The sequence below is a fragment of the Bacillus sp. C-3-6 genome (assembly GCF_054509685.1).
On record NZ_CM137247.1, the window covers coordinates 3,366,237 to 3,391,149 of the forward strand.

The 24,913-nt window shown below is 35.9% G+C and carries 22 protein-coding genes; 3 read left to right on the forward strand and 19 right to left on the reverse strand.

All coding sequences use genetic code 11. The annotated features are described in order from the left end of the window. Nucleotides 1-9: 9 nt before the first annotated feature. From rarD to fdhF, 15 genes are all read right to left on the reverse strand, one after another. Complete coding sequence (rarD, locus tag ACW0JX_RS17200; protein WP_459244966.1) at nt 10-951, reverse strand: EamA family transporter RarD; 942 nt, start codon at nt 949-951, stop codon at nt 10-12. A 92-nt stretch (nt 952-1,043) separates the two neighbouring features. After that, entirely contained in the window at nt 1,044-1,292 is a 249-nt protein-coding gene (locus ACW0JX_RS17205) for a DUF1294 domain-containing protein (protein WP_000871346.1), read from the reverse strand. Between the two features lie 183 nt (nt 1,293-1,475). Continuing rightward, complete coding sequence (locus ACW0JX_RS17210; RefSeq protein ID WP_095690401.1) at nt 1,476-1,874, reverse strand: hypothetical protein; 399 nt, start codon at nt 1,872-1,874, stop codon at nt 1,476-1,478. A 42-nt stretch (nt 1,875-1,916) separates the two neighbouring features. Then, complete coding sequence (locus tag ACW0JX_RS17215) at nt 1,917-2,141, reverse strand: hypothetical protein (RefSeq protein WP_000752378.1); 225 nt, start codon at nt 2,139-2,141, stop codon at nt 1,917-1,919. A gap of 15 nt (nt 2,142-2,156) precedes the next feature. Beyond that, on the reverse strand, nt 2,157-3,206 hold the full coding sequence (locus ACW0JX_RS17220; protein WP_459244967.1) for a P-loop NTPase: 1,050 nt from the start codon (nt 3,204-3,206) through the stop codon (nt 2,157-2,159). A 72-nt stretch (nt 3,207-3,278) separates the two neighbouring features. After that, nucleotides 3,279-3,515, reverse strand: a complete 237-nt coding sequence (moaD, locus tag ACW0JX_RS17225; RefSeq protein ID WP_000583943.1) for a molybdopterin converting factor subunit 1 — start codon at nt 3,513-3,515, stop codon at nt 3,279-3,281. 4 nt (nt 3,516-3,519) lie between these two features. Further along, a complete protein-coding gene (gene moaE / locus ACW0JX_RS17230) occupies nt 3,520-3,984 on the reverse strand; it encodes a molybdopterin synthase catalytic subunit MoaE (RefSeq protein WP_000438664.1) in 465 nt (154 codons plus the stop codon). Further along, nucleotides 3,965-5,272, reverse strand: a complete 1,308-nt coding sequence (locus tag ACW0JX_RS17235) for a molybdopterin molybdotransferase MoeA (RefSeq protein ID WP_048568314.1) — start codon at nt 5,270-5,272, stop codon at nt 3,965-3,967. Before ACW0JX_RS17235 ends, moaE begins: the two co-directional genes overlap by 20 nt. Nucleotides 5,273-5,289: 17 nt before the next feature. Beyond that, nucleotides 5,290-6,306, reverse strand: coding sequence for a molybdopterin-synthase adenylyltransferase MoeB (locus ACW0JX_RS17240; RefSeq protein ID WP_095690400.1), 1,017 nt, complete (start codon nt 6,304-6,306; stop codon nt 5,290-5,292). A 24-nt stretch (nt 6,307-6,330) separates the two neighbouring features. After that, a complete protein-coding gene (locus ACW0JX_RS17245) occupies nt 6,331-7,110 on the reverse strand; it encodes a formate/nitrite transporter family protein (RefSeq protein WP_000863998.1) in 780 nt (259 codons plus the stop codon). A 191-nt stretch (nt 7,111-7,301) separates the two neighbouring features. Further along, complete coding sequence (gene moaA, locus ACW0JX_RS17250) at nt 7,302-8,318, reverse strand: GTP 3',8-cyclase MoaA (RefSeq protein WP_095690399.1); 1,017 nt, start codon at nt 8,316-8,318, stop codon at nt 7,302-7,304. 16 nt (nt 8,319-8,334) lie between these two features. Continuing rightward, on the reverse strand, nt 8,335-9,132 hold the full coding sequence (gene fdhD, locus ACW0JX_RS17255; RefSeq protein WP_000802689.1) for a formate dehydrogenase accessory sulfurtransferase FdhD: 798 nt from the start codon (nt 9,130-9,132) through the stop codon (nt 8,335-8,337). 16 nt (nt 9,133-9,148) lie between these two features. Continuing rightward, complete coding sequence (locus tag ACW0JX_RS17260) at nt 9,149-9,493, reverse strand: Na-translocating system protein MpsC family protein (protein WP_000039582.1); 345 nt, start codon at nt 9,491-9,493, stop codon at nt 9,149-9,151. 115 nt (nt 9,494-9,608) lie between these two features. Next, nucleotides 9,609-10,091, reverse strand: coding sequence for a helical membrane plugin domain-containing protein (locus ACW0JX_RS17265; protein ID WP_089171573.1), 483 nt, complete (start codon nt 10,089-10,091; stop codon nt 9,609-9,611). 12 nt (nt 10,092-10,103) lie between these two features. Then, nucleotides 10,104-13,043, reverse strand: coding sequence for a formate dehydrogenase subunit alpha (gene fdhF / locus ACW0JX_RS17270; RefSeq protein ID WP_459244968.1), 2,940 nt, complete (start codon nt 13,041-13,043; stop codon nt 10,104-10,106). Nucleotides 13,044-13,342: 299 nt separating this feature from the next. Between fdhF and ACW0JX_RS17275 the strand changes: the two genes are divergently transcribed. Genes ACW0JX_RS17275 through ACW0JX_RS17285 form a run of 3 tightly spaced genes read left to right on the forward strand, consistent with a single transcriptional unit; the run spans nt 13,343 to nt 17,112 of the window. Further along, on the forward strand, nt 13,343-14,878 hold the full coding sequence (locus ACW0JX_RS17275) for a spore germination protein (protein WP_090977412.1): 1,536 nt from the start codon (nt 13,343-13,345) through the stop codon (nt 14,876-14,878). Further along, the gene (locus tag ACW0JX_RS17280; protein WP_095690397.1) at nt 14,878-15,975 is read left to right on the forward strand and encodes an endospore germination permease; all 1,098 of its coding nucleotides are present in this window, start codon (nt 14,878-14,880) and stop codon (nt 15,973-15,975) included. The genes ACW0JX_RS17275 and ACW0JX_RS17280 overlap by 1 nt, the downstream gene beginning before the upstream one ends. Further along, nucleotides 15,976-17,112, forward strand: coding sequence for a Ger(x)C family spore germination protein (locus ACW0JX_RS17285; protein ID WP_161114003.1), 1,137 nt, complete (start codon nt 15,976-15,978; stop codon nt 17,110-17,112). 74 nt (nt 17,113-17,186) lie between these two features. Here ACW0JX_RS17285 and ACW0JX_RS17290 read toward each other — a convergent pair whose 3' ends face one another. The 4 genes from ACW0JX_RS17290 to ACW0JX_RS17305 all read right to left on the reverse strand — a co-directional run bounded on the left by ACW0JX_RS17290 (nt 17,187) and on the right by ACW0JX_RS17305 (nt 24,804). Beyond that, nucleotides 17,187-18,569, reverse strand: coding sequence for an APC family permease (locus ACW0JX_RS17290; RefSeq protein WP_000051664.1), 1,383 nt, complete (start codon nt 18,567-18,569; stop codon nt 17,187-17,189). 498 nt (nt 18,570-19,067) lie between these two features. Further along, complete coding sequence (locus ACW0JX_RS17295) at nt 19,068-19,208, reverse strand: hypothetical protein (RefSeq protein ID WP_001116193.1); 141 nt, start codon at nt 19,206-19,208, stop codon at nt 19,068-19,070. A 57-nt stretch (nt 19,209-19,265) separates the two neighbouring features. Then, a complete protein-coding gene (locus ACW0JX_RS17300) occupies nt 19,266-22,628 on the reverse strand; it encodes a tubulin-like doman-containing protein (protein ID WP_098391452.1) in 3,363 nt (1,120 codons plus the stop codon). A 79-nt stretch (nt 22,629-22,707) separates the two neighbouring features. Beyond that, nucleotides 22,708-24,804, reverse strand: a complete 2,097-nt coding sequence (locus tag ACW0JX_RS17305) for a vWA domain-containing protein (RefSeq protein ID WP_071731383.1) — start codon at nt 24,802-24,804, stop codon at nt 22,708-22,710. Between the last annotated feature and the right edge of the window lie 109 nt (nt 24,805-24,913).

Below are 24,913 nucleotides of genomic sequence, written 5' to 3' on the forward strand. Positions count from 1 at the left end.
TACTACGCATTATGATACTTTTGCTGATTTATTTTTTATAAATTTCGGTTGTTTCTGCACTAAGAACTTTGTCTTCGCTACCGAGAATACAAATAAAGCAACCCATATACAGAAAAATGCAATCATATGAGTAAATGTGAAATGTTCACCAAATACGAATACACCTAAAATTAAGCTAATTGTTGGTGCAATATATTGTAAAAAACCTACCATATAAAGCGGAATAAGTTGGGCTCCTTTTGCAAAATAAAAAAGTGGTAGAGCTGTAACAATACCCGCTCCTATTAATAGTAATGTCGATAACATTGAGATAGAGCCAAATGAGCCGAAACCATGTACTCCTGTCATTACTAGATAAATAATCGCAAACGGCGTTACTAACATCGTTTCCATCGTAAGTCCAATTGTCGCATCATAGTTTAACAATTTTTTCGTTAATCCGTATAATCCAAATGAAAGGGCAAGTGATAAAGAAACCCACGGGATAGCCCCGAAACGTACTGTTAAAATGATAACCCCCACTCCAGCTAAACCAACTGCAACATATTGCCAGAAGTTTAACTTTTCCTTTAAAACGACTGTACCAAGTAAAATACTAATAAGCGGATTAATATAATAGCCAAGACTCGCTTCAATAACATGATTATGATTAACGGCCCATATGTAAACAAACCAGTTTCCACTAATCAAGACTGAAGCTATTGTTAATGACATTAATAATTTAGGTCGTTTAAAAAGATTTACAAATTCCCCAATAAACTGGCGAAACCTCTTCGTAACACCTAATACGAGTAACATAAAAACAAACGCCCAAACGATGCGGTGTGCTAATATTTCATCTGCTGGAACTTCCTCAACCCATTTCCAATAAATCGGTAGGATTCCCCACATCGTGTAAGCACCAGCCGCATATAGTATCCCTTTTTTTTGCTCTGCTGATTGACTCCCCATCTTCCTTTTTCTCCTCTTCTCATTTTTTCTCCATTATACGGTCTCACATGCTCACTTTACCAATAATCAATCTGCATTTCTTTCGACATTTCTCATACAACGAATAATAAACATACCGTTATTACAACAAGTAACGGTATGCCGAAAACAAATTTTTTTTTATGAGTTTTATGATGAAACATATACATGCCAATCCAAGCTCCAACTGCTCCCCCAGCTGCCGCTGATAAAAACAACGTACTTTCTGGCGTTCTCCACTGTTTCTTCTTCGCTTTTCGTTTATCAAGCCCCATAAGGCTAAAAGCTATAATGTTAATAATAAGAAAATAAATCCATTTCATCGCTTTCTCTCCTTATGAAAAATTCGCTTAATGGTAACACGAAAAAACGACGGAAACAACTGAAGAACTCTTTTTATCCAACTAGTTTCATTCCTTTTTCTTAATTAGTTACCTTCATATTTACATAACCAACTAAAATCGCAGTTAAAGCATTTAATATAGAAAAATGTTATGAGCAGAATCCTATATTTCATTACATTCATCCACTACCATATCATCAAAAAAACTGCTCTCAATCACTTTCTCCTCAAAATGAAGAACTACAATTAGCCCTACATATAAAGAAACCAAATTTAGAAACCATTCCCCATTCTCATCTTTCTTAGCTAAGCATTTAAATATCTCTTGAAATTGCATACGCTCGTCTGCAGCAACAATCGGACGCACACCAAAATATTTCAATACGAGATTCAGCTTCAACTGCACGGATAATGATAAAATATATTTTAATAGCTTCGTATACTCTGTACTATCTTTTTGACTATACAACTTCACAAGCTTTGGATGTAAATTCGAAATCGATAATTCCTCTTCAGTCACTCTAGTTACTTCTATCGTTTCAATCATCTTTTTCATATCCATCACATTCACCCCTTCTGAAAAAATTCTAAAGCCAAAGAGTACTTAATTCAAAATGTGCAATAATTGTGCGTTTCTCGTCTCTCGTTCTTCCTCACTGACTAAATCATACTTTTTTAGAAGGTGAAAAATATCATTTAATAATTTCTGCGAATGATTACCTTGTAAAAAACTCTTTAACTCTTTAAAGATCCCTTCAGGTAAAGAATTCTTTTGACTTTCGAGCTTATTCATCACATCTTCAATAGAATGATCAATGTTACACGCCATACTAAACTTCCCCCTCTATCCTCTATAAATAATATCCTCAGCTAACGATGTAAACACTTCTCCAACAAGAGAATCTTCATCATATACAGATGAACCGCTATTTTCTTCACGTTTTGCAAAAGGTATCTTGGCAATTACTTCTGCTTGCAATTGTTCTGCAAGCATTTCGCCGCCGCCTTTTCCGAAGAGATAATTTTTCGATCCATCTTGCTCTTCATAATAAGCCATATTTTCCACAATACCTAAAATCTCATGCTTCGTATGTTTTGCCATTACACCGACTCTTGAAGCAACGAATGAAGCTACATTGTGCGGAGTTGTAACAATTATTTCTTTCGCTTGCGGAATCATCGCTGCCACATCAATCGCAACATCTCCTGTACCTGGTGGTAAATCAAGTAATAAATAATCTAATTCTCCCCAGTGCGTATTCGCAAGGAAATTTTGAATCCATTTATTTAGCATCGGTCCGCGCCACATAACTGGGTTATTTCCTTCTGTAAAAAATCCCATCGACATGATTTTAACACCGTGACTAATGACTGGAATTGCCGTTTGATCAATCATCGTTGGTTTCGTATTCGTTTCCATCATAGCTGGAATACTAAAACCATATATATCCGCATCTAATATCCCCACTTTCTTGCCCATACGAGCTAGTGCAGTTGCAAGATTAATTGTCACCGTTGATTTTCCAACTCCGCCTTTTCCGCTCGTTACAGTAATAAAACGTACTCGTGAATCCGGGCGAAGCATGCTCGGCATACCAGTTTCTGTTCTAGTATTTTTCTTTAATTTCTCTGTTAAAGCTGTACGTTCTTCTTGTGTCATAGAACCAAATGTTACCTCCACTTTAGAGGCACCAATTGCGTGAAGTGATTCTTCAATATCTTGTTGAATTTTTGCTTTTAACGGACAACCTTGGATTGTTAGTACTACTTCAAGTTTAACCTCTGTTCCGTTCATTTGTATATTTCTAACCATATTTAATTCTACAACACTTTTGTGTAACTCTGGATCCTCTACATGTTTTAATGCATTCATTATTTGTTCTTGAGTAAGCATAGAACTCATCCCTTCTCTTATTCTAATTTATATACAACATTTTCTTAGCGCTTCATCTGGTGAAAAAGCTTATCATCCACCGCTAACAGGCGGGATTAATGCGACTATATCTCCAGCTTTTATCATCTCTTCATTCATTACAAACTCTTCGTTAACAGCGACCATCACTTTATCCAACGATTGTAAACAATAGCTGGCTTTAAGCCATTCTTTTAATTGTTGCACTGTCATTTCTTGCTTTTCTGAAATCACTAATCGATCCGATCCAACTTCCTCACGCAAATTTGCAAACAATAAAATTATAATCATTTTCTCATTCTTCCTTCTTTGGTTTTCCTTCTGGATATGGTGTATTTTCAAGTTGATCTCCAATCCACATCGTTCCATCTTCCCAAAATTCTTTTTTCCAAATTGGAACAATTCGTTTTATACGTTCAATCGCGTACTCATTCGCTTCATAAGCTACTTTACGATGCGGTGATGAAACTGCAATGACTACCGCAATATCCATTATTTCTAGCCGCCCTACACGGTGCGTAATTGCTACTTTTGTATCCGGCCATCTTTCACAAATTTCCTCTCCAATTCTCATAAGTTGTTTTACTGCCATCGGTTTATATGCTTCATACTCTAAATGTAGCGTTCGTTTTCCTTTTGTTAATTCTCTCACCGTACCAATAAATGTTGTAATCGCACCTGCTTCTCTTCTTGCGACTTTATTCGTTACTTCTTCAACTAAAATCGGATTATCTACAATCTCAAATAGCACTTGTTCCATTAAAACCACCTCTCACTTTATGAAATGTCCAAGGCCATTCACTACCTTCGTTATCTTCTAATAAAAGAACATCGACAAACATATCTTTTTTATATCCTCTTGTCCCGCCCGGCAATACGATAAACGCGTTGGATTCTGCCAATGAAGAAACTGAGCTAGATTTATCAAACCCTGATGGATAAGCGATTAATTTCCCCTCATCATATTGCAATTTTGCTCGTACAAATCTTGTAAATGGATTCGGTTTTAGAAAATCTTCTCCTAATAACGCTTTTTCTCTTTTTAAATGTACTTTTTCACTAAACATATACGTCCGAATACACGGTCTTACGAATAATTCAAACCCTACGTAACAAGCTGATGGATTTCCTGATAAACCAAATAATAACTTGCCATTTAATTGTGCTACAGTCGTAACACTTCCTGGTCGCATTGCAACTTTATTAAAAAGAACAGATGCACCTAACTTTTCGTAAATAGCTGGTAAATAATCATAATCTCCTACTGATACACCGCCCGTTGTAATTAACATATCTACTTGGCCAAGCGCTTCTTTCACAGCTGTAAAACACGTATTAAAATCATCACTAAACTTCCCAAAATATTTTACTCTTCCGCCCGCTCTTCGAATTTGAGACAATATCATGTACGTATTACTGTTTCGGATTTTCCCTGGCTGTAATGAATCATTGACATCCAGTAATTCACTCCCAGTCGCTAACAGTCCAATTACAGGCTTTCTCGCAACTGGTACTTCACTATAACCGAATGTAGCAAGAAGAGCTGAAATACCTGGATTAATGTACGATCCCTTCTTTGCAAGAACTGTTCCTTTACGAGCATCTTCACCTTGAAAAGAAATATTGTCGCCCGTTTTGAATGATCGCTTCACTTCCATATAATTGTTGCCATTCTTCTCATATTGACGAGTCAGCTCTAACATAACAACCGCATCACACCCATTCGGAATTTGTGCTCCCGTCATAATTCGAACTGCTTGAAACGGACCTACTTTCTCATGGAATAGCGATCCTGCGCCAATTTCACCCATTACTTCAAATACAATTGGCGTTTCATAACTTGCTAAATTAGTATCTTCTGCTCGAATAGCAAATCCGTCATACGGCGAACGATTAAATGACGGCACATCATGGTCAGCTACTAAATCCTCTGCTAATATGCGTCCATAAGCTAATTCAATTGGTAATAGCTCCTTTAAGCCTTTATCAGCAAATCCCATCACTTTACGAACAGCTTCTTCAACCGTAATTGGCACTCTTCTTTCCATTATTGACACCCTCTCTATTAACCGAATACGCGATAATATAGTTGTTTCGCTTTCGAAATATCATTTGTACCATGAATAAAAACACGACCATCTCGAAAAACAACCACGCGGTAATCATCGAATTGGCAAGATAGTAAATACGGATTCCGATCTACTTTCCCCAGTTTTTGTAATACTTTTTCTATATCATCAAAATTGTATTTCCTATTGTCTACTGTTCTAATTTGAACTGTATTTCTTCCGCATAAAACAGCTGCTTTCGTTTGATTTTCGTATGATAAATAAGGATAAGTTCGATTTGAACCGCATGAGAGACAAGTGTCTGTTTTTATTTTCCCTAATTTTATAAAATGATTTTGATTACTCCATATATCAAACATGAAAAATGTTTTTCTAATTGCTGAGAAATCTTCCACTAAAATTTTGAGTGCTTCTGCCACTTGATATGCTGCGACGATTTGAACAGTAGGGCTAATAATTCCAGCGGTATCACATGTCACACCTGTAACAGGAATATTTTTAAGCATACAATGTAAACACGGTGTCTCTTGTGGAATAATTGTATAACTCATACCATACGATCCAACGCAAGAACCATATACCCACGGAATATTATGTTTTTGTGATAAATCATTTATTACAAATCGAATATCAAAATTATCTGTTGCATCAATGATTACATCTACATTTTTTAATAGACCTTCCATATTTTCTGAAGTTGCATCCATTACGAAAGCATGTATTTGTACTTCCGAATTAATTTGTTCTAACCGATTTTTTGCAGCAATTGCTTTCGGCATTTTCTCTCTCGCATTTTGTTCAGAGTACAATTGTTGCCTTTGTAAATTACTCCATTCAACGTAGTCACGATCAATAATCGTCAACTTGCCAACACCTGCACGTACGAAACTTTCGGCACTTGCACTTCCTAATGCGCCTGCCCCTACAATTAACACATGTTTATTTCGAATTTTTTCTTGTCCTTTACTCCCAATTGGTTTGAACAACTGTTGTCGTGAATACCGATCAGCCATTACATACCCTTCCTCTCAAGAACTCTATTTCATATTAGAATGTTGTTTCTGATAACAAGCAAAGTAAGCAAAACCAACAAACCCAGCTCCTCCAATTACATTTCCGATAAAAACAGGAACAAAATTTTTAGCCAGATCCATCCACGTTAGATGACCAGCAAAAATAACAGCGGAAATGACAAACATATTTGCTACTACTTGCTGAAATCCAATCACTACAAATGCCATAATTGGAATCCAAATTCCGATGATTTTTCCGACAAAATCACTCGTCCCGTAAGCGAGCCAAAGAGCAAGACAAACGAGCCAATTACAACCAATTGCTAAAATTAAAGTTCTCCCAAATGATTCATGTAACTTCCCTTCCGCTATCGCTACCGTTTTATTTAAATACTCTCCCTCTGTTAATCCGCCAAGATGCCCAAAGCAATACGCAACGAAAATTGCCCCAATAAAATTCATGAGAGTAATCCAAACCCAGTTATTCAGTACGCTTATCAATGTAATTTTCTTTGCATAAAGCGCCATAGACAGTGACATCATATTTCCCGTAATTAATTCTCCTCCTGCTAATACTACGAGCATGAGTCCAACAGGAAATACTGCTCCTCCTAAAACATTCACTAGACTTCCCCAGCGCTCAGGTAAATTCCCTAAAACTCGAATGTTAAGTAAAAAACCTATCGCAATAAACGCTCCTCCTAAAAAACCGAGAATAAGCATCGCTGGCAATGTCTGTCTTACTTTTTGAACACCGGCCTCAATGACAAGCTCAGCAATTTGTTCCGGCTTATGAAATGCCATTACCCATTCCTCCATTTTCTCCAAATAAAAAAGCAGCTTCAAAAAACCTCCTCAAAATAAAGGTTTTTGAATGCTGCTTAATTTCTCTGCACATCTTTTACAGAGATATCAATCATCACTTTTACTATAAAATAGAAAATCCACAACTCTTGTAAATTTTCCATTTTTCACTATGAAGCTAGCTTTATATATTAACCACCGATATGTGACATTTCAATTTTAGGTATTGTTTTCTTATTTGTATGATTTAAGCGTTCATCTGAATAACGATCTTCCCTATTATTCCATATATCGCGTACTACATCTGTAATGTCCTCATCTGTATGTTCAGAACGAAGCAATTCCCTTAAATCATTTCCTTTAGAAGCAAATAAGCAAGTATATAATTTTCCTTCTGCAGAAATACGAGCTCTCGTACATGATGAGCAAAAAGAATCTGTTACTGATGAAATAATACCTATTTCCTCATCGCTTCCTATATAACGATACCTAGTAGCCACTTCACCAGAATAATTTGCTTCTATCCGTTCTAACGGCATAACTTGATGAATCGTATCTGCTATTTCTTGTTTAGAGACGACCTCTTTTAAATCCCAACCATTATAATTTCCAACATCCATATACTCAATAAAACGAAGAATATGCTTATTTTCCTTAAAATATTGCGCCATCTGCAAAATGTCCTGTTCGTTTTTTCCCTTTTGAACGACCATGTTTATTTTAATTTTCATTCCAACTTCAGCTGCAGCCTGTATTCCTTCCAGAACCCTTTGCACTTTGCTCCTATTACCATTTAAATAGAAAAACCGCTCTTCTTCTAAGGAATCTAAGCTAACTGTTACACGTGATAGTCCCGCCTTATATAAATCAGGAGCAAACTTTTTAAGTAACGATCCATTGGTTGTTAAACCGATATCTTCTACACCATCAATTTTATTAAGGCGCTCAATAAGCTTTGGAAGCCCTCTTCGAAGTAACGGTTCTCCGCCCGTAATCCGTAATTTTCTCACACCTAAAGAAACGAAAATACGTGTTATCCTTTCAATTTCATCAAAAGATAAAATTTTATCATTAGACAAAAACGAGTAATCAGGACCAAATATTTCTTCTGGCATACAATATCGACAGCGAAAATTACAGCGATCAGTAACTGAAATACGTAAATCCTTTAACGGACGTTGCAACTTGTCTAATGTAGCTGATTTCATCTTCATTGCCTCACTTTTATTTTATATTTAAAACACGTTCTGGATGGGTATATACATTTAAGGAGTGATTACGAATAAATCCTATTGTCGTAATACCTAAATCTTCCGCTAGTTGCAAAGCTAACTCAGTTGGAGCTGATTTTGATAGTATAATTTCACAACCGATTTTTGCAACTTTCAATAATATTTCCGAAGAAATACGACCACTAAAAACAATGATTTTATCTTTTATAGAAATATCGTTTCTTAAACAATAACCGTAAATTTTGTCTAATGCATTATGCCTACCAATATCCATTCGACTTAAAATAATACCATTCACATCACATAAAGCTGCATTATGAACCCCACCAGTATGATGAAACGTATCCGCAGATTGCTGCATTTCTTTCATTAACCGAAAACAATCCTCTGCAGCAACCTGTACATGGACACCCTTCATTTTTTTTGCACTTAGTGCATCATTTGCAAAAACAAACCCTTGCCTACTCATACCACAACAAGACGTAATATAGCGTTTATTTTGCATTTGTTCATAATACGGATTTACTTTTGTCGTTGTTACATGCACAAATCCTTCTTTCTCCTGCACCCATACACTATCAATATCTTCATACTTCCGAATGATTCCTTCAGACGCTAAGAAGCCTATTACCATATCTTCTATATATTCTGGAGTACTAACCATTGTAACAAACTCCTGTCCGTTCATTTTAATGGTGACAGGAAACTCTGTTACAATGCTGTCCTCTATATGTTTAAATGCTCCTTGTTCATAACGAAAGATTTCTCTTTCTACCTGTATCGGTTTCACGATCAGTATCCTTCTCTCACGTTATATTTTTATCAAAAACAAATACAGAAACTGCAATATCTTCTTCTACTTTCATATCTGAAAACAAATTCACTAATTTTGCTCCAACAAGTTCCTCCAAATGTTCACGGGAATTCGCAGCATACACCTCTTGAATCATTTTCGTTCTAGCCATATGAACCATTTCCGCACCGTCCATCGTACTTGAAATAAATTTTTCAGTAGGTGTTAAGTTTCCATAAAGAGTCGCTATAGCCATATTTTCTGCAAAAACAGTATGAATTCGTTCTGGTCCTTTTCCGAAAAGTTCTTTTCGAAGTTTTCGGATCATATCATTAAATTCATGTACTTTTTTTGACATACAATCATACCTCCCAAAAGCCTCATTTTACTTTATTATATATTTTACCAAAATGAGCCTTCCGCCCAAACTATTTCGTACAAATATTTAGGCGGAAAGGTTCACTTCATGAAGTTTATTCGTCTTTTAACCCTTTCCCCATACCTTTTAAGAAATGAAGCCCAAACCCGATAGCACGGTTAATATCTGGGTCTTTCAATACTTTCATAAGATCGAATACCCCTACTTTTTTATTACTTTCTAGATGTTCATTACCTTCTTCTAGCCCGACTAATAAACTACCCATAAGCTTTTTCGTAAGTTCTGGGTCAAGTTCAGTTAACGCACCTGCAGCGCCCATCATATTATTAATTAAATTTGTAACAGGCTCACGAGTTACTTGACCTAGAACAATCTTTGCAATTGGTTCTTTCGCTTTCAGCATAGAATTTGCAGCTTCTAGCATTCCAATGTCATTTAATTCCCCTACTATATTAAACATCTGATTTAGAGCTTCTTCATTATTTGTTAAAAGCTCCTTTAAATCATCTAATTTTTGCTGTTTTATTTCTTCCTCAGTTAATTCTTGTTTTTGAATCATTTTTATAGGTGCAGCCATAGTTTTCTCCTCCTACTTATCCGTTAAATGCACATACCCTGGACGTGCCCACTTACGATGTACCTCAATTCCAGCTTGAGGGTGACGTTTTTTATTGCGTGGGTTCGCTTTTGGCATCGGATTTTCGCCATCAACTTCTAACACTTCCATACGCACTTTCGTTTGTTTATACGCAGGTGTATTCGTACGTACATCCACAGCAGGACCTGTTAAGAAATTAATTGCCGTTTCGTTATCTGTAGAGTTCATCGGTAAATATAACTCATTCGCTTTTACACGATCTGTAACGAGTGCACGTAATTTTAATGCTCCAAAAGGAGAGACAAGACGAACTAACGAACCTGTTTTTACGCCACGTTCTTTTGCAAGGTCTGGAGAGATTTCAACGAAAACACCAGGTACTTTCGTTTGAATACCTGTTGATTTATTTGTCATATTCCCTTCATGGAAATGTTCAAGCATACGACCGTTGTTAATGTGAAGGTCGAACTCAGCTGGAAATTCAGCTGGACGTACCCAGTCAGCAATTGCAAAACGAGCTTTTTTATCTGGGAAGTTAAATCCATCTTGGAACAGAAGTGGTGTATTTGTTCCATCAAAACTTCCCCAATGGAAACTGTTCCATCCTTCAAGCACTTCATAGTTCGCTTGCGAGAATAATGGTGATAAACTTGCCATTTCAGCAAAGATTTCACTTGGGTGGCTATAATTCCAGTTTGCCCCTAGTTTATTCGCAACCTCCTGGACGATCCACCAGTCTGGTTTCGCATCTCCTAGCGTAGGAAGAACTTGATATAATCTTTGGACACGGCGCTCTGTATTTGTGAAAGTACCTTCTTTCTCAAGAGATGGCGCTGCTGGTAATACAACATCTGCATATTGAGCAGTTTTAGAAAGGAAAACATCTTGCACAACGAAGAAATCAAGGCTCGACAACACTTCATGTACATGATTTGCATTAGAATCTACAAGAGCCATATCTTCTCCGACAAGATACATTGCTTTCATTTTTCCTTCGTCAATTGCGTGAAGCATTTCAATATTATTAAGACCTGGTTCACTATCAATTTTCACTCCGTAAGCAGTTTCAAATTTCGCACGTTCCATTTCGTTAGTAACGTGCTGATATCCTGGAAGCCATCCTGGTAAAGTACCCATATCACAAGCACCTTGTACGTTATTGTGACCTCGAAGTGGGTATGCACCTGCTCCTGGACGACGATAGTTCCCTGTTGCAAGAAGTAAGTTTGAAATTGCAGCGGAAGTATCAGAACCACCTGTATTTTGCGTTACCCCCATACCCCAAAGGATACATGTACCATCTGCATCACGAATCATTTCAGCCATTTGAATAAGTGTTTCTTTTGAAATACCTGTTACTTCTTCTGCATATGCAAGTGTATATTCTTCTAGACTTTCTTTGAAATCTTCAAAGAAGTTTACATTCTCATTAATAAATTCCTGATCATGCCAACCTCGATCAATCATATATTTTGTAACAGCCATTAACCAAACTTGATCTGTTCCTTGTTTTGGACTAATAAAGACATCTGATCGCTCTGCCATTTCTGTTTTACGAAGATCAGCTACAATTAACTTTTGTCCGTGTAATTTATGTGCACGTTTAATACGTGTAGCTAAAACAGGATGACCTTCTGTCGGATTACATCCTACAATAATAGCAAGACCAGATTGCGCAATATCTTTAATCGTTCCTGCATCACCGCCCATACCAATTGTACGGAACAAACCATCCGTTGCTGGTGATTGGCAATAACGTGAGCAGTTATCAATATTATTCGTTCCAAATACTTGTCGAGCTAATTTTTGAATTACATAATTATCTTCATTTGTAATTTTAGAGGAAGAAATAAATCCGATAGAACCTTTACCGTACTCTTCTTTAATAGTACCTAATTTATTTGCAACTACATTCAGTGCTTCTTCCCATGTAGATTCAACAAACGTTCCATTTTTACGAATTAAAGGTTTTGTAATTCGTTCTTTAGAATTTACGAAATCCCAACCAAATTTCCCTTTTACACAAGTGGAAATTGCGTTAACTGGTGCATCTGAAGATGGCTGTACTTTAAGGATTTTACGCCCCTTCGTCCACACTTCAAACGAACAACCTACACCACAAAATGTACATACTGTTTTCGTTTTCTTCGTACGAGTATCACGCATGGCCGCTTCCACTTCTGATACCGCAAAAATACCGCTATATCCAGGCTCAACTTCTTTAATTAAATCTACCATCGGTTCAAGAATATCTGGTTTTAATCCCGTCATAAATCCAGCTTCACCGAGCATCGTTTTCTCCATTAAAGCGTTACAAGGGCAAATCGTTACACATTGACCACAGCTAACGCATGAAGAATCATTAATATTTACTCCTTCATCCCAAATAACTCGTGGGCGTTCCGCTTCCCAGTCTATCGATAACGTTTCATTTACTTGTAAGTTTTGACACACCTCAACACATTGACCGCATGCAATACATTGATTAGGGTCATAGCGATAAAACGGATGCGTCATATCAACTTCACTTACATCTACTTTCGGTTCATAAGGATATTTTTGATGTTCAATTTCCATTAATTCTGCTGTATTATGCAGTTTACAGTTCCCATTGTTGTTGTCACATACTGTACAGTATAATAAATGATTTTCTAGTAACCGATCCATCGCCTCTGTTTGTGCTTCTTTTGCGCGAACAGAAGCACGCTCAACGTTCATACCTTCCGTTGCTATCGTCGAACAAGAACGCATTAACTTTCCGTCAACTTCTACAATACAAGTGTCACATGTTTGAATAGGATCTACTTCCGGCACGTAACAAATTTGCGGATGTTCAATCCCGTTCTCATTAATAACACCCAATATCGTTGAACCAGGCTCCGCTGTATACTTTTTTCCGTCAATTGTAATATGAACCATGTTGTCATTCATGGTCTTTCCCCCTTTTTGAGAATAAAAAAAACTCCACCACGAAAATATACGCACCACATTTTGGGCACGCTATCATCATGGTGGAGTAGTTTATTAGCACATCTTGCTAAAATACCAATCCATTTATTCATAAATAAAACGATAGATTCATAACAGGTCATATCACGATTCCATCTTTAACACTATAATTATAGCGTTAAATGTACAAATATACAATATAAATTTTAAACTGCGCATATGTCTGTATGTAACTATCCATAATAACCCATATACAGTTCAACGAGGAATAAGGTGAATATATGGGATCTTTTCGAAAATGGATAAGGGGCGAAAAATCTTTCTCTACACATGAGCAATCTGAAACTGTATTAAATAAAGAAATTTCTTCCTCCATGCCGCTTAATCTTAAACACTTATCCAAATTATTTAGTGGTATTCCAGAATTAATTACACGCACTTTCCCGTTAAAAAACGGAAAAGAAGCTGCTCTTATATATATGGAAGGGCTTGTAGATAAAACTGTTATTAATGTAGATATTCTTCGTCCTCTCTTATTTAAAGAATGGAATGAAGATGATTTTTGGGAATCTTCTGTTTCTATAGGGAATATTAAAAAAGTTCAGAAGTGGATAGACATTGAGCAATCTCTCTTACATGGCAAAAGTATTTTATTTATAAACGGGCAATTATCAGCTTTAGAACTAGATACGCAAGCGGCGCCAAAAAGGAGTATTGAAGAACCTACAACAGAGACTTCCATAAAAAGCTCACACGAAGGATTTAATGAAGTGGCAAGTGATAGTATCGCACTTATTCGTCGCTATATTCCAAATCGCGAATTAAAAGTGAAGGAATTCACTGTTGGCGAACGAGCAACCTCTAAAGTTTTTTTACTTTATCTTGCAGATGTTGCAAACGAAGATGTTGTACAAGATATGGCATGCCGCATTGAATCAATCAAAGTAGATGCTATTCTTACTACCGGTGAATTAGAAGGATTTGTTGAAGATAATTCCTATACTCTCTTCCCACAATTGTCTATCACTGAACGTCCTGACACAACAGCACATCATATTTTGAATGGGCGAATTGCTGTTGTTGTAGATCGCTCACCAGGCGTATTAATAGGACCTATGACCTTTTCATCCTTCTTTCAGACGATAGATGATTACAGCTTCAGACCTATGATTCCATCTTTTATACGACTCCTTCGTTTCACTGGGCTATTTATTGCAATATTTGCTCCTGCTCTTTATATTGCTATGATTTCCTTCCATTATGAAGTGATTCCGCTCAAATTGTTGTTAACTATTGGAGAATCTCGAGCCAAAATTCCTTTTCCTCCCATATTAGAAGCTTTATTAATGGAATTAGTTCTCGAAATGCTCCGAGAAGCAGCGATTCGGCTTCCTGGGCCTGTTGGACAAACAATCGGCGTCGTAGGAGGAATTGTAATTGGACAAGCTGCGGTTCAAGCTGGGATTGTGAGTAACGTTATGGTTATCGTCGTATCAATTACTGCGGTTGCCTCCTTCATTATTCCTAACTTAGAAATGTCAGCAGGAATTCGGCTTCTTCGATTCCCAATGATGATAGCCGCCTCTTTATTTGGCGTCATTGGAATTATGGTTGGAATGGCAATCATTATCATCCATATTCTTTCTATGGAATCACTTGGTGTACCATATGGTAGTCCTTTTTCTCCGTCATATGCTTCGGATTTAAAAGATACCCTTATACGTTTCCCATGGAAAATTATGAAGAAACGGCCACTATCTCTACAATTAAAACAAGATAACCGGCAAAGAGATGTTGAAGAAAAGGAGGAGAATTAGTGACAAAACGTGCAAAGAGGGAGATCACTTTATTTCAATACATTTTAACTATTAGTGGTGTTCAAGTCGGATTCGGCGTACTTACACTTCCGCGTGAAGTTGCACAAGGAGCGAATACAGATGGCTGGATGTCTATTATTATCGGATGTGTCATTACTACTTTAGTCAGTCTATGTATTGTAAAAATCATGGAAAAACATCCAGGATATACTTTACTTGATGTGCTGATACGCTATCTTGGAAAATGGCTAGGAAGAGTAGTAATGATTTTTTGGATTTTATATGCTGTACTCGCAGCTGTTTCCTTAATTTTTTCCCTCTTATACGTTATTCATATTTGGATTTTACCTAGATCTCCTATGTCTTTAATTATGATTTTGCTATCTATTCCAATGCTTATGCTTGCATGTAAAGGAGCACTTATTATTAGTCGTTTTGCTGTTTTCACTGTCATCTTTACACTTTGGATGCCATTATTATTATTTATTCCTCTTAAAGATGGGCATTTTATATATCTTCTTCCTCTTATCAAGGAAGGGTGGCTACCAATTATAAACACCGTAAAATCAACTATCATTGCGTTTCTCGGATTCGAGTTTGCGTTTGTCCTTTATCCTTATTTAACTAACAAAGCATCTGCAAAAAAAGGAATTGTTATTGCAAATTTGATTACGTTATTTATTTATCTTCAAATCACGTTCGTTTCTTTTATTTATTTTAGTCCAGATGGTATAACAAAGTTTTTATGGCCGACTCTTTCTCTTGTTACACCGTTTCACTTCTCATTTCTTGAGCGATTTGAAATTATCTTTTTGTCATTTTATCTCTTTATTATTTTTGATTCCTGTATTCCTTATATTTTTACTGCTTCAGATGGCATTAATCAATTACTTAACAAAAAAGGCAGTTCATTACCTATTTATTTTTTATTATTCGGGTGTATTTTCATCTTATTCTTTTATATCCCTTCTTCTTATCAGATAAGTGCGTTGCGGGAATTTTGGGGAACTGCTAGTTATTTTATCGTTTTTCTATTCCCAGTTATATTTCTCTTATACATGACACTTTATCAGCATTGGAAAAGGAGAAAAGTTTAAATGAGACGCTTTATTCATTTTATTATATTTTGTTTTCTCATAATTTTTTTAGCAGGTTGTGAAGATCGGCTTGATTTAGAAAAACAATCCATCTCATTAATTTACGGTTTTGACGCAAAAGCAAAAGGAAAATTAATTGTGTATCACGTAAATCCTATTTTCAATGAAGATGTAGAGAAAAAGTACGAAATTCATGAAGCGAAAGTACATACACCCCGAGAAGCAAAAGATACGTTTAACAGTTCAAGCAGCGGTTTAGTATCCACAGAAAAGTTACAGCTTATATTGTTCAGCACGAATTTTTTAAAACAAGAAGGAGCTATGCCTTATCTGGATGTTTGGTATCGCGACCCTAAAAATACAGGGAATATGCGCATGGTTGCAGTAGATGGACCCATTTCTTCTGTTATATATAATAATTTCAAAGATAAGCCTGCTCTTCCTGAATATTTAACAGATTTAATTAATACGAACAAACTATACAATCGGACCGTGTTTACGACATTCCATGAATTTCATAGACAAACTTTTAATAAAGGCGTAACTCCTGCTATTTCAGAAATAAAAAAAGGGAAGAAAGATGTTATTGTTACCGGTTCGGCACTATTAACCTCTCGTGGAACTTATAAGATGTCTTTAAATCGCTACGAAAGTGCCCTTCTTCTTATGGTGCAAAAGAAAGCTAATATACCCGTTTCACTTACAATGAAAATCCCCTCTAATTTAGTTGAAAGTAATAGCCATCTAAAAGATACAAAAGGCGACGATTTTATAACAATAAATGTTCTTAGTATGAATCATGATATCGGTACAGACTATAGCGATAACCGCTTCAAATTTAATATTAAAATGGATTTAAAAATTGCCGTATCTGAACTTACATTCAACATGGATATAGATAATGATAGAAAAAAATTAACTTCTCTTATTACAAAACAACTAAACAATGATTTAAACGATTTAATCCACAAAATTCAAAAACAGCAACTTGATCCATTCGGATTTGGTGATTATGCGAGAGCGTTTCAATATGAAGAATGGAAACAAGTTGAAGATGATTGGCCAAGTGCCTTTTCAAAAGCTAATGTGAAAGTGGCACCAACTATTAAAATTTTAGAAAATGGGATTATTAAATAGAAAAAACACGCTACTTGTTCTTATATGAATAAGTAGCATGTTTTCATTTCCATTACAAGTATTATTTCAATGGACTATACTCTATTTCCATTTCTAACATTACTATGTTTTTTAGCATATACAAAATATATGAAAACGCCTATTATAATCCATGCCACAAAACTAATTAAAGTAAGCTTAGAAAGGTTCAAAGCCAAATATATACAACTTACTATTGAAACGATAGGTAAAAAAGGTACTAGAGGGGCACGGAATGGCCTCTTCATATCAGGATGTGTCTTTCTTAATACAATGACAGCTATAGATACAAACACAAATGCTGTTATCGTTCCCATATTCACTAAATTAGCTAATAAATTCAAATCCACTAATCCCGCTAATAAAGCTGCTAGTATACCTGTAACCCACGTATTAAAAAATGGAGTTTGTAAACGTTTATGGACACTTGAAAGTCTTTTTGGTAACAGTCCATCTCGACTCATCGAATAAGATACACGAACAAATGCAAACATAGCTACTAACAGAACTGTTGTTAGCCCTGCTATCGCTCCCACCGATAACAACCCAGCAATTCTATCTTCTCCTACAGTGCGCAACGCATATGCAACCGGATCAGCAACATTTAATTCCGTAAACGGAACCATTCCAGTTAGCACGAATGAAACACCTACATATAGAACGGTACAAATGAACAAGGAAACAAGTAGCCCAATTGGCACGTTACGTTGTGGACGCTTCACTTCCTCTGCGGCTGTTGCAACTGCATCAAATCCTAAAAAAGCAAAAAATACAGTAGCAGCGCCCCCTACCACACCGTGAAAACCAAACGGTAGAAATGGTTGCCAATTCTCTGGTCTTACATATTGTGTCCCTACAACAATAAATCCTACAATAACAGCCAGTTTAATAATAACCATTATATTATTAATTCGTGCACTTTCTTTTGCACCACGGCTTAATAAAAATGTAACAACTAAAATAATAAGAACTGCTGGTAAATCAATGATTCCACCCTTCCCCATTCCTGGTGCCGAAGCAAAAACCGTAGGAATGTGAATATTAAAACCTAGTAGCAGTGACTGAAAATATGCTGACCAGCCTGCTGCAACCGCAGAAGTCGCTAATAAATACTCCAGCATAACACACCAGCCAACTATAAATGCAAAAATCTCACCTAGTGTCATATATGTATATGAATATACACTTCCCGAAACTGGAACTGTAGATGCAAATTCAGCATAACAGAAAGCTACACATGCACATATAATTGCCGCTAATACAAAAGATAATACAATCGCCGGACCAGCATGTTTCGCTGCTACAATACCAGTTAATACGAAAATACCTGTACCAATAATTGCTCCAATACCTAAAAGAGTTAAATCAATCGCTCCTAAAGTTTGATTCAATACTTTTTTCTTTTCTTCATCCATTGCTTTCTTTATGAAAAGACTCATTCTTTGAAACCTCTTTTTCAAGTTTATCTCTTACTTGTTACATTCTTTATTACTGTTCTATTTTAAAAATAAAAATATACATAGTTCACTTCCCCTATAGACTTAGTAACCCGTCTCAAAAAACAGAAAATTCAATCTCTTTATACCGTATTGAATTTTCAAAATATTAATCATACCAAAAAACCATTAAGAATGCTGATTGAATTTATCATACAATTAATTATATTGTCAATAATAAATCACTCAAAAATAATCGGTTGATTATGTATAAAGTGTTATTTTTATACATAATTATTTTCTTAAAAACATTGTTGTTTTCCACCTTAATATTCATATGCATTTTATTACATTGATTTTCATACAATTTTCATTACATACAATGTAATGAAAATTGTATGTAATGAAAATGAATTATTATTTAAAAATAATAATTCATTTGAGGTTATTTCACCATTTTAATACTAACAAAAAAAGTGCAGATTTTCATCTGCACTTTTTTTATTCTTCCACTTCAGCTTCTGCACTACTATTTTCAAGATGCTCCTTCTGAGCTTCCTCTTGCAACTCTGCTGAAATCATCCCATAATAAAGTTCCGGATATAACCCAAATATTTGATATACACTTCCTAAAAACGGCATCAGAATCCCTCTTTTCTAAAGTTGTATTGCCACTTTTAAGGATTCCCTTTTCATTCACTATACATTCGTTTTTGGCGTTTCTTCTTCATCTTGAACACTTAATAAATTTTGCCATTTTTTATACGGAGCGCTATTTGGATCTACATATCCTTTCGCATGCGAGCGATCCCACAATTGTTTAATAAACATTTCTTTCTCTTTCTTTGCAACCATATCAGCACCTGTACCGTAATAGTTCTGGAAATACAACTCGATTTCATCAAGGAATAGTCTTAATAATTCATCTGATGTTTCTTCTAACGTCGGATCATACTTCGCTTCACGGTCATACATTAAAATCATGTCTAAAAGATTGTGGACATGTTCTTTTCTAAGCCATCTTACATCTTGGGCTCCTAATACGAACGGATGTGTATATAAATGTCCACCTTGTATCATCGCCTTTTCTTGCTCTTCTTCAAATCGTGACAAGATGTTTTCATAAATAAACGGATTATGAAGCAATGCTCTGTGTAATTTATAACTTTCGCTTGAAATATTTTTCCCCATCGACTGAATTAAAAAGCTACGTCCTACACCGTTATATTGATACACAAACTGTCCATCAACAGCAACTAAACTAATCCAGCGATACATATATGCGTATAGTAAGGCACGATTACATTTATCATAATCTAATTTTGTTTGAGTCGCATTCAAATCTGGCATAAAGGCTGGTAAGTGCCAATACTTATCTAAATGCGGCGTTAAACTAGATTTTTTACTATTTAATTTGTTTACACGGCGATAATACGATTGGAAATAGTCCCCTTTATCATTCATAAATCCGTTTGAAATATGTCCTGATGATAATTTAGGAAAATCTTGCAGCGATAAGCCATAATGTGCTCGATAACAGATCACTTCAAATGGCGAAAAGGCTTCGTGTACTGTATCTTTTTCTTTAAACATTTCTTGAATCAATTCCTCTTGTAGCTCTTTCTTTAAAGAAGGATGTATACCCCAATATTGTAATTCCCTATGATGAGCAACTTTCGGAATGAATGGACTTGCTAAATGGAACAGGTCTTCAATTTTTTCACGCACGTATTCATCGCGATCACGTTTCTTATAATCTGCTTCTTTTCGCAACGCTTCAATAATATTCAATTCTAATTTATCACGATAGCGTACTTGCAGTTCGTCATAACAATAGCTCAGTATATGTTCGCGATAGAAATCCTCTACCTTTTTCGACTGAATCTCTTCTGTTTTCGCATCACGACAATATTCCCCATACAAACTCATATAAATTTCCGCTGATATATCTTTCGGTAGTACCCCTAAATTTAAATGTTGCTGCATATCTTGCCATATCTTTTCTTGCAGCTGTTCCTCTGCTAATACATAAACATTCGTCGGGTTTGTTTTCCCTTCAAATTCCTTACTGCGCTTTTGGATTTCAAACAATAAATTTTCACGTGTTTCATGTAAATTATCAAAAAATCTTTCCCAATATTGAATCATTTTATTAACTGCCTGATATAGCGATTGATATACAAGTTCTAATAGCATTTCTTTTCGATATTCATTTAATTTGTGTACATATTGCGTTACGATGTCTTCAAATTCTCTTTTGAATAAACGTTGCTGATTATTAATCATTTTTCCGAACCAGCCTTGTTGTTGAGCAATTTCTACTCGGCGTACAGCCGTTACCGTGCCATCGATATTACCTACATTAAATTTTTTATCGTAGTTTTGAATTACATTACGCTTTTGTTCATTATTTTCATGTAATCGATTCATTTTTTCTACTAACTGTTTTCGAATTTCATATAACATAAAACGTGCTGCTACTGGGTGAACTGGATCTGTTTTCTTTAAAAACCATGTATTTAATTGATAGGACTGCCCTTCAGAACCACTTGGTGAAAAGCGGTCTGATTCAATCATGTCATATAAAAGTGTCGTTACATGTTCATGTACACGGCTCGGAATCGCATATGCATATAAGCGAACCGCGTGATCCACTCTTGCTACTTCACCTTTCATTTGTTCCATCATTTTCAGTTTCGCAGCTGAAATTTTACACTCATGTTGCAGACGATTTAATTCCTCATCTTTTTGCACCGTGCGTTGTACATAACTTTCTACAGCTTCTAAAAACAGTTTTGATTTCGCAACTCCGAGCTTACCACCCTCTGCTCCTTCACGTGTTTCATTGTACATTTGTCTATAGAAAATATGAGCTTGCTCTGGACGGGTAGCAAGATGTTCCAAGTCCTCTAAATAACTTTTACCTCTCTCCGGCTTTTCGCGCTGCATCCCACGTTTTACATCTTGGTCATATCTTTGCTTCTTCTCTTGAAACAGTTGATCTAAATGAAGCCACGATTCATCTAAACCTTGCACAGCCCATTTTAAAGCACAATATTTTAACACATGCTCATACGGATAAATGAGTTTTGCCGTTCCTGCCCCGCAATATCGTCCTTTTCCGCTTGATTCTGCTAATTGCTGAATTTGATTGTCTTCTTGTGCAAAATGACTTGTGGACATCGGGCTAAATAACTGTAAATAAATTGTATTTGCCATCTGTTCCATATAATCTGATAAATTGTGTAAATGGTGTCCATGTAGGTTTTCATAATCGTATAAGAAACAATAATTGTACGGTAAATGATGTTGTTTAATTGTATGATTTGTTCTTCCGTCTTCATCTACTTGATCAGGGCGATACTCTAATTCAATTGTTACACCGCCGCGTTTTGATAATTCTCCAGTAGAACCGAGTGTAATAGCATGTAATTCTTTTAACGATGCATAGCCGTTCGCTTGCACCGTTTCAAACTCTTTCGCACTAACTGTTCTCGTCTTTACTAAAACATCCGGCATTAAAAACGCACCGCGTATTAAAATGTTATGATGCTGCAATTTCTTCCGAAGCATTTCACGTAAATATAATGCAATTTGCAGAAACATCCCCGAACCTGTTCCGCCTGCTAGTGATGTTACTATAATGACACGCACACCATATTCCGTTTGATCACTTGTAACCGGAAAAATTTTCTCAATTTCTTGCCAAAAGGACGTTAATTTATCTTCTTTCATCGCAGCACGTAACGCTAAACGTGAAATGACGCGTAACTGTCCTGCTCCTTCTGTTAATGGCTTATCAAGTATAGTCGGATCCATCGGAAACCACTCTGGGATCGTTGGATCTCCCGCAATATACTCCCTAGGCGTTTTACTAGAACTTGTTTGTGTCTTAAACTTTCGAATATGATCAAATTTACTTAATGTATTCACATCTGTATCAAATACGTGCATTGCTACCTTTTTCCGGCGCTCTTCAGGCAATTTTTCATATATTTGATGCGTCACAGTACTACCGATTCCACCTAAACCAATTAATATTGTTGGAACTTGTAATGTCATGTGAACCACCTTCCTATTCTTGCTTGTTTGAAAAAAGGGAAAGAGAATCAATACTCCATCCCCTTCTTTTCCCTATCTACTATTCACATTCGTACTTGTAAATCTCCTTACCATATCCTCTATCAATTAGTAAAAGTTCATTTGGATATAGTGTCTTATGTTCCATTCCTACTTCATCCTCTGTTATAAACATCCCATCAATAATCATTCCAACTACTTGTGATTCTTTCGCTACAAAGACAGATTTCGAACCTTTCTTCGCTATAAACGTAACGGATTGCACTGTTTTTCTTTCTGCTCTAAATGGGATACCAAAATAATGGTTCCACCATTTATTTCGAAGTAATTCTGGTTCAGATTGATATAGCCAATCTTTCGCTACCTCTTGATCCCATTCATAATACAGTAGTGCTTTCCGGTGAAATCTTGGCCGAACAATCCATCCTAAAACAATGATTCCTACTACTAGTAGTAATAAAGTGATAGGAATGACAAACTTAAAAATAAGCGCATATTTTTCATAAAACGGAGCATCTTGAATATGGAATGTTATGTTTTTCTTTACTTCTTGTAATTTTGAATCCTGCATTACGATGGTAGCTTCTACGGTGCCGGTATCTGTAAAATTAAATGTGTCGGAGTAATAGGGACGAGGATAAACATAGATCTGATTTCCATGTTGCTTTATTTCATAATTGATTGATTGTTTAGATGTGATACCAGTAGATTTTAATAGTTTTTTTACAGCTTCTTCTGTCATCGGCTTACCATCTAACTGTGGCTGCAAAACAAATGGTTTACTATTCTCTAAATTTGTCACTTTTTCTTCATAATCTTTTGTAACAGTTTGAAGTGATAATTTTGGTTTCTCAGCTGTTTCAATTTTAAATTCTTTCGTCTGTCTATAAAACCCCTTTATATTCATATGAACTTTCCCGCGTACTAACCCTTTACCAAGCTTAGTTTCGTAATAAAACACATGCCTCTTATCGTCCCACTTCATCGGATATTGTTTTCCGTCTATTTCTACTTCTGCCTGAAAGTAAGAAGACTGAACTGGCAACTCCGTAGGCTTTGCTTCAATAACAGCAGTAACACCTTCGTACATTTCCTCTACATTTTTTTGACTACTATCATCTTTGTCATAAGTAGAAACCGTATAATTAAGCGCTGGTTCAACTAGTACTTGTAGTCCTTCTTTCTCAATGTCCTGGTCCACTTCTATCGTATAAGTTCCTGGTTTAATAACTTCCTGATTTTCCGTACTTATATGAACTATATTTCCGAACAATTTTGCTTCTCCTGGTGCATGTATGGAAAAAGAAGATTGTAATTGTAATGGTTTAGAAATTTGTGTGACCTGATAATCGGGCAGAGAAGGCGATTGTCGTACAAGCGTCATACGCTTTAATGGAAACGGTGTTGTAATCTCTACTCTTTTCCCCACTACTTTCGTTTTTACAATCGATTCAACAGAGGAGAATGGATCACGATTTGCAACTAATGCTGCCACTTGATTTACACTTTTTACAATGCCATCTTCTCCGCTTGACGGCATAGTAACACCATTTATCTCTTTCTTCCATATTTCTTTGAACGTGTTTAATTGTTCTTTTTCTTGTTGTCCTAAATCTTCTTCCATCGTAATTAAGACTGGGTGTAACGATATCTTTTTTGCATCCATTTCTTTCTTAAACTGGGCTAATTTCTGCAAAATTTGTTCTTTTCCGCCAACCTTATCTTTCTCTAAATCATTAAATGCCCCGTCAGTTAATACAATAAGCCAAAATTCACGTTTTCCATCTATATCTGCTTCCTTTTTTATAGATTGCATCGCCGTTTCTACCGCGCTAAATGGAGTATTTAAATACGTTTTCCACGCTCCAATCCCCTCAATTTCTGTTTGCCTTTTATCCTTCGTTAACGAAATGTTTAATGGATCATTCGGCTTACTCATTGGAACGTAAGAAAATTTATCTTTTTCATCTAATAGCGCAACTAAACTTTGCAAAGCATAATTGGCATATTTCCAGCGATCGTTATTTCTCATGCTGCCCGAATCGTCATATACAAGTGAAACGACCCTTTCCTTTGCCTCCTCTCCTTTTGCAAAAGCTGATAAAGGTAAACATATAAATAGAAACAACATGAACGTGGCACAAATTCGGATTTTCATGATGAGGCTTCGCCACCTTTGTAGACAAATTCCTATGTTTAAATTTATGAGAGGAAACAAGATATATGACTTGTATTTTAGGACAACTAACCCACCATAACTTTATTAT

What these genes read in the sequence shown, in the direction of transcription:
- rarD (WP_459244966.1), bottom strand. Translation starts at nt 951, where the DNA reads ATGGGGAGTCAATCAGCAGAGCAAAAAAAAGGGATACTATATGCGGCT.
- ACW0JX_RS17205 (WP_000871346.1), bottom strand. Translation starts at nt 1,292, where the DNA reads ATGAAATGGATTTATTTTCTTATTATTAACATTATAGCTTTTAGCCTT.
- ACW0JX_RS17210 (WP_095690401.1), bottom strand. Translation starts at nt 1,874, where the DNA reads ATGGATATGAAAAAGATGATTGAAACGATAGAAGTAACTAGAGTGACT.
- ACW0JX_RS17215 (WP_000752378.1), bottom strand. Translation starts at nt 2,141, where the DNA reads ATGGCGTGTAACATTGATCATTCTATTGAAGATGTGATGAATAAGCTC.
- ACW0JX_RS17220 (WP_459244967.1), bottom strand. Translation starts at nt 3,206, where the DNA reads ATGCTTACTCAAGAACAAATAATGAATGCATTAAAACATGTAGAGGAT.
- moaD (WP_000583943.1), bottom strand. Translation starts at nt 3,515, where the DNA reads ATGATTATAATTTTATTGTTTGCAAATTTGCGTGAGGAAGTTGGATCG.
- moaE (WP_000438664.1), bottom strand. Translation starts at nt 3,984, where the DNA reads ATGGAACAAGTGCTATTTGAGATTGTAGATAATCCGATTTTAGTTGAA.
- ACW0JX_RS17235 (WP_048568314.1), bottom strand. Translation starts at nt 5,272, where the DNA reads ATGGAAAGAAGAGTGCCAATTACGGTTGAAGAAGCTGTTCGTAAAGTG.
- ACW0JX_RS17240 (WP_095690400.1), bottom strand. Translation starts at nt 6,306, where the DNA reads ATGGCTGATCGGTATTCACGACAACAGTTGTTCAAACCAATTGGGAGT.
- ACW0JX_RS17245 (WP_000863998.1), bottom strand. Translation starts at nt 7,110, where the DNA reads ATGGCATTTCATAAGCCGGAACAAATTGCTGAGCTTGTCATTGAGGCC.
- moaA (WP_095690399.1), bottom strand. Translation starts at nt 8,318, where the DNA reads ATGAAATCAGCTACATTAGACAAGTTGCAACGTCCGTTAAAGGATTTA.
- ACW0JX_RS17260 (WP_000039582.1), bottom strand. Translation starts at nt 9,493, where the DNA reads ATGTCAAAAAAAGTACATGAATTTAATGATATGATCCGAAAACTTCGA.
- ACW0JX_RS17265 (WP_089171573.1), bottom strand. Translation starts at nt 10,091, where the DNA reads ATGGCTGCACCTATAAAAATGATTCAAAAACAAGAATTAACTGAGGAA.
- fdhF (WP_459244968.1), bottom strand. Translation starts at nt 13,043, where the DNA reads ATGAATGACAACATGGTTCATATTACAATTGACGGAAAAAAGTATACA.
- ACW0JX_RS17275 (WP_090977412.1), top strand. Translation starts at nt 13,343, where the DNA reads ATGGGATCTTTTCGAAAATGGATAAGGGGCGAAAAATCTTTCTCTACA.
- ACW0JX_RS17285 (WP_161114003.1), top strand. Translation starts at nt 15,976, where the DNA reads ATGAGACGCTTTATTCATTTTATTATATTTTGTTTTCTCATAATTTTT.
- ACW0JX_RS17290 (WP_000051664.1), bottom strand. Translation starts at nt 18,569, where the DNA reads ATGAGTCTTTTCATAAAGAAAGCAATGGATGAAGAAAAGAAAAAAGTA.
- ACW0JX_RS17295 (WP_001116193.1), bottom strand. Translation starts at nt 19,208, where the DNA reads ATGCCGTTTTTAGGAAGTGTATATCAAATATTTGGGTTATATCCGGAA.
- ACW0JX_RS17300 (WP_098391452.1), bottom strand. Translation starts at nt 22,628, where the DNA reads ATGACATTACAAGTTCCAACAATATTAATTGGTTTAGGTGGAATCGGT.
- ACW0JX_RS17305 (WP_071731383.1), bottom strand. Translation starts at nt 24,804, where the DNA reads ATGAAAATCCGAATTTGTGCCACGTTCATGTTGTTTCTATTTATATGT.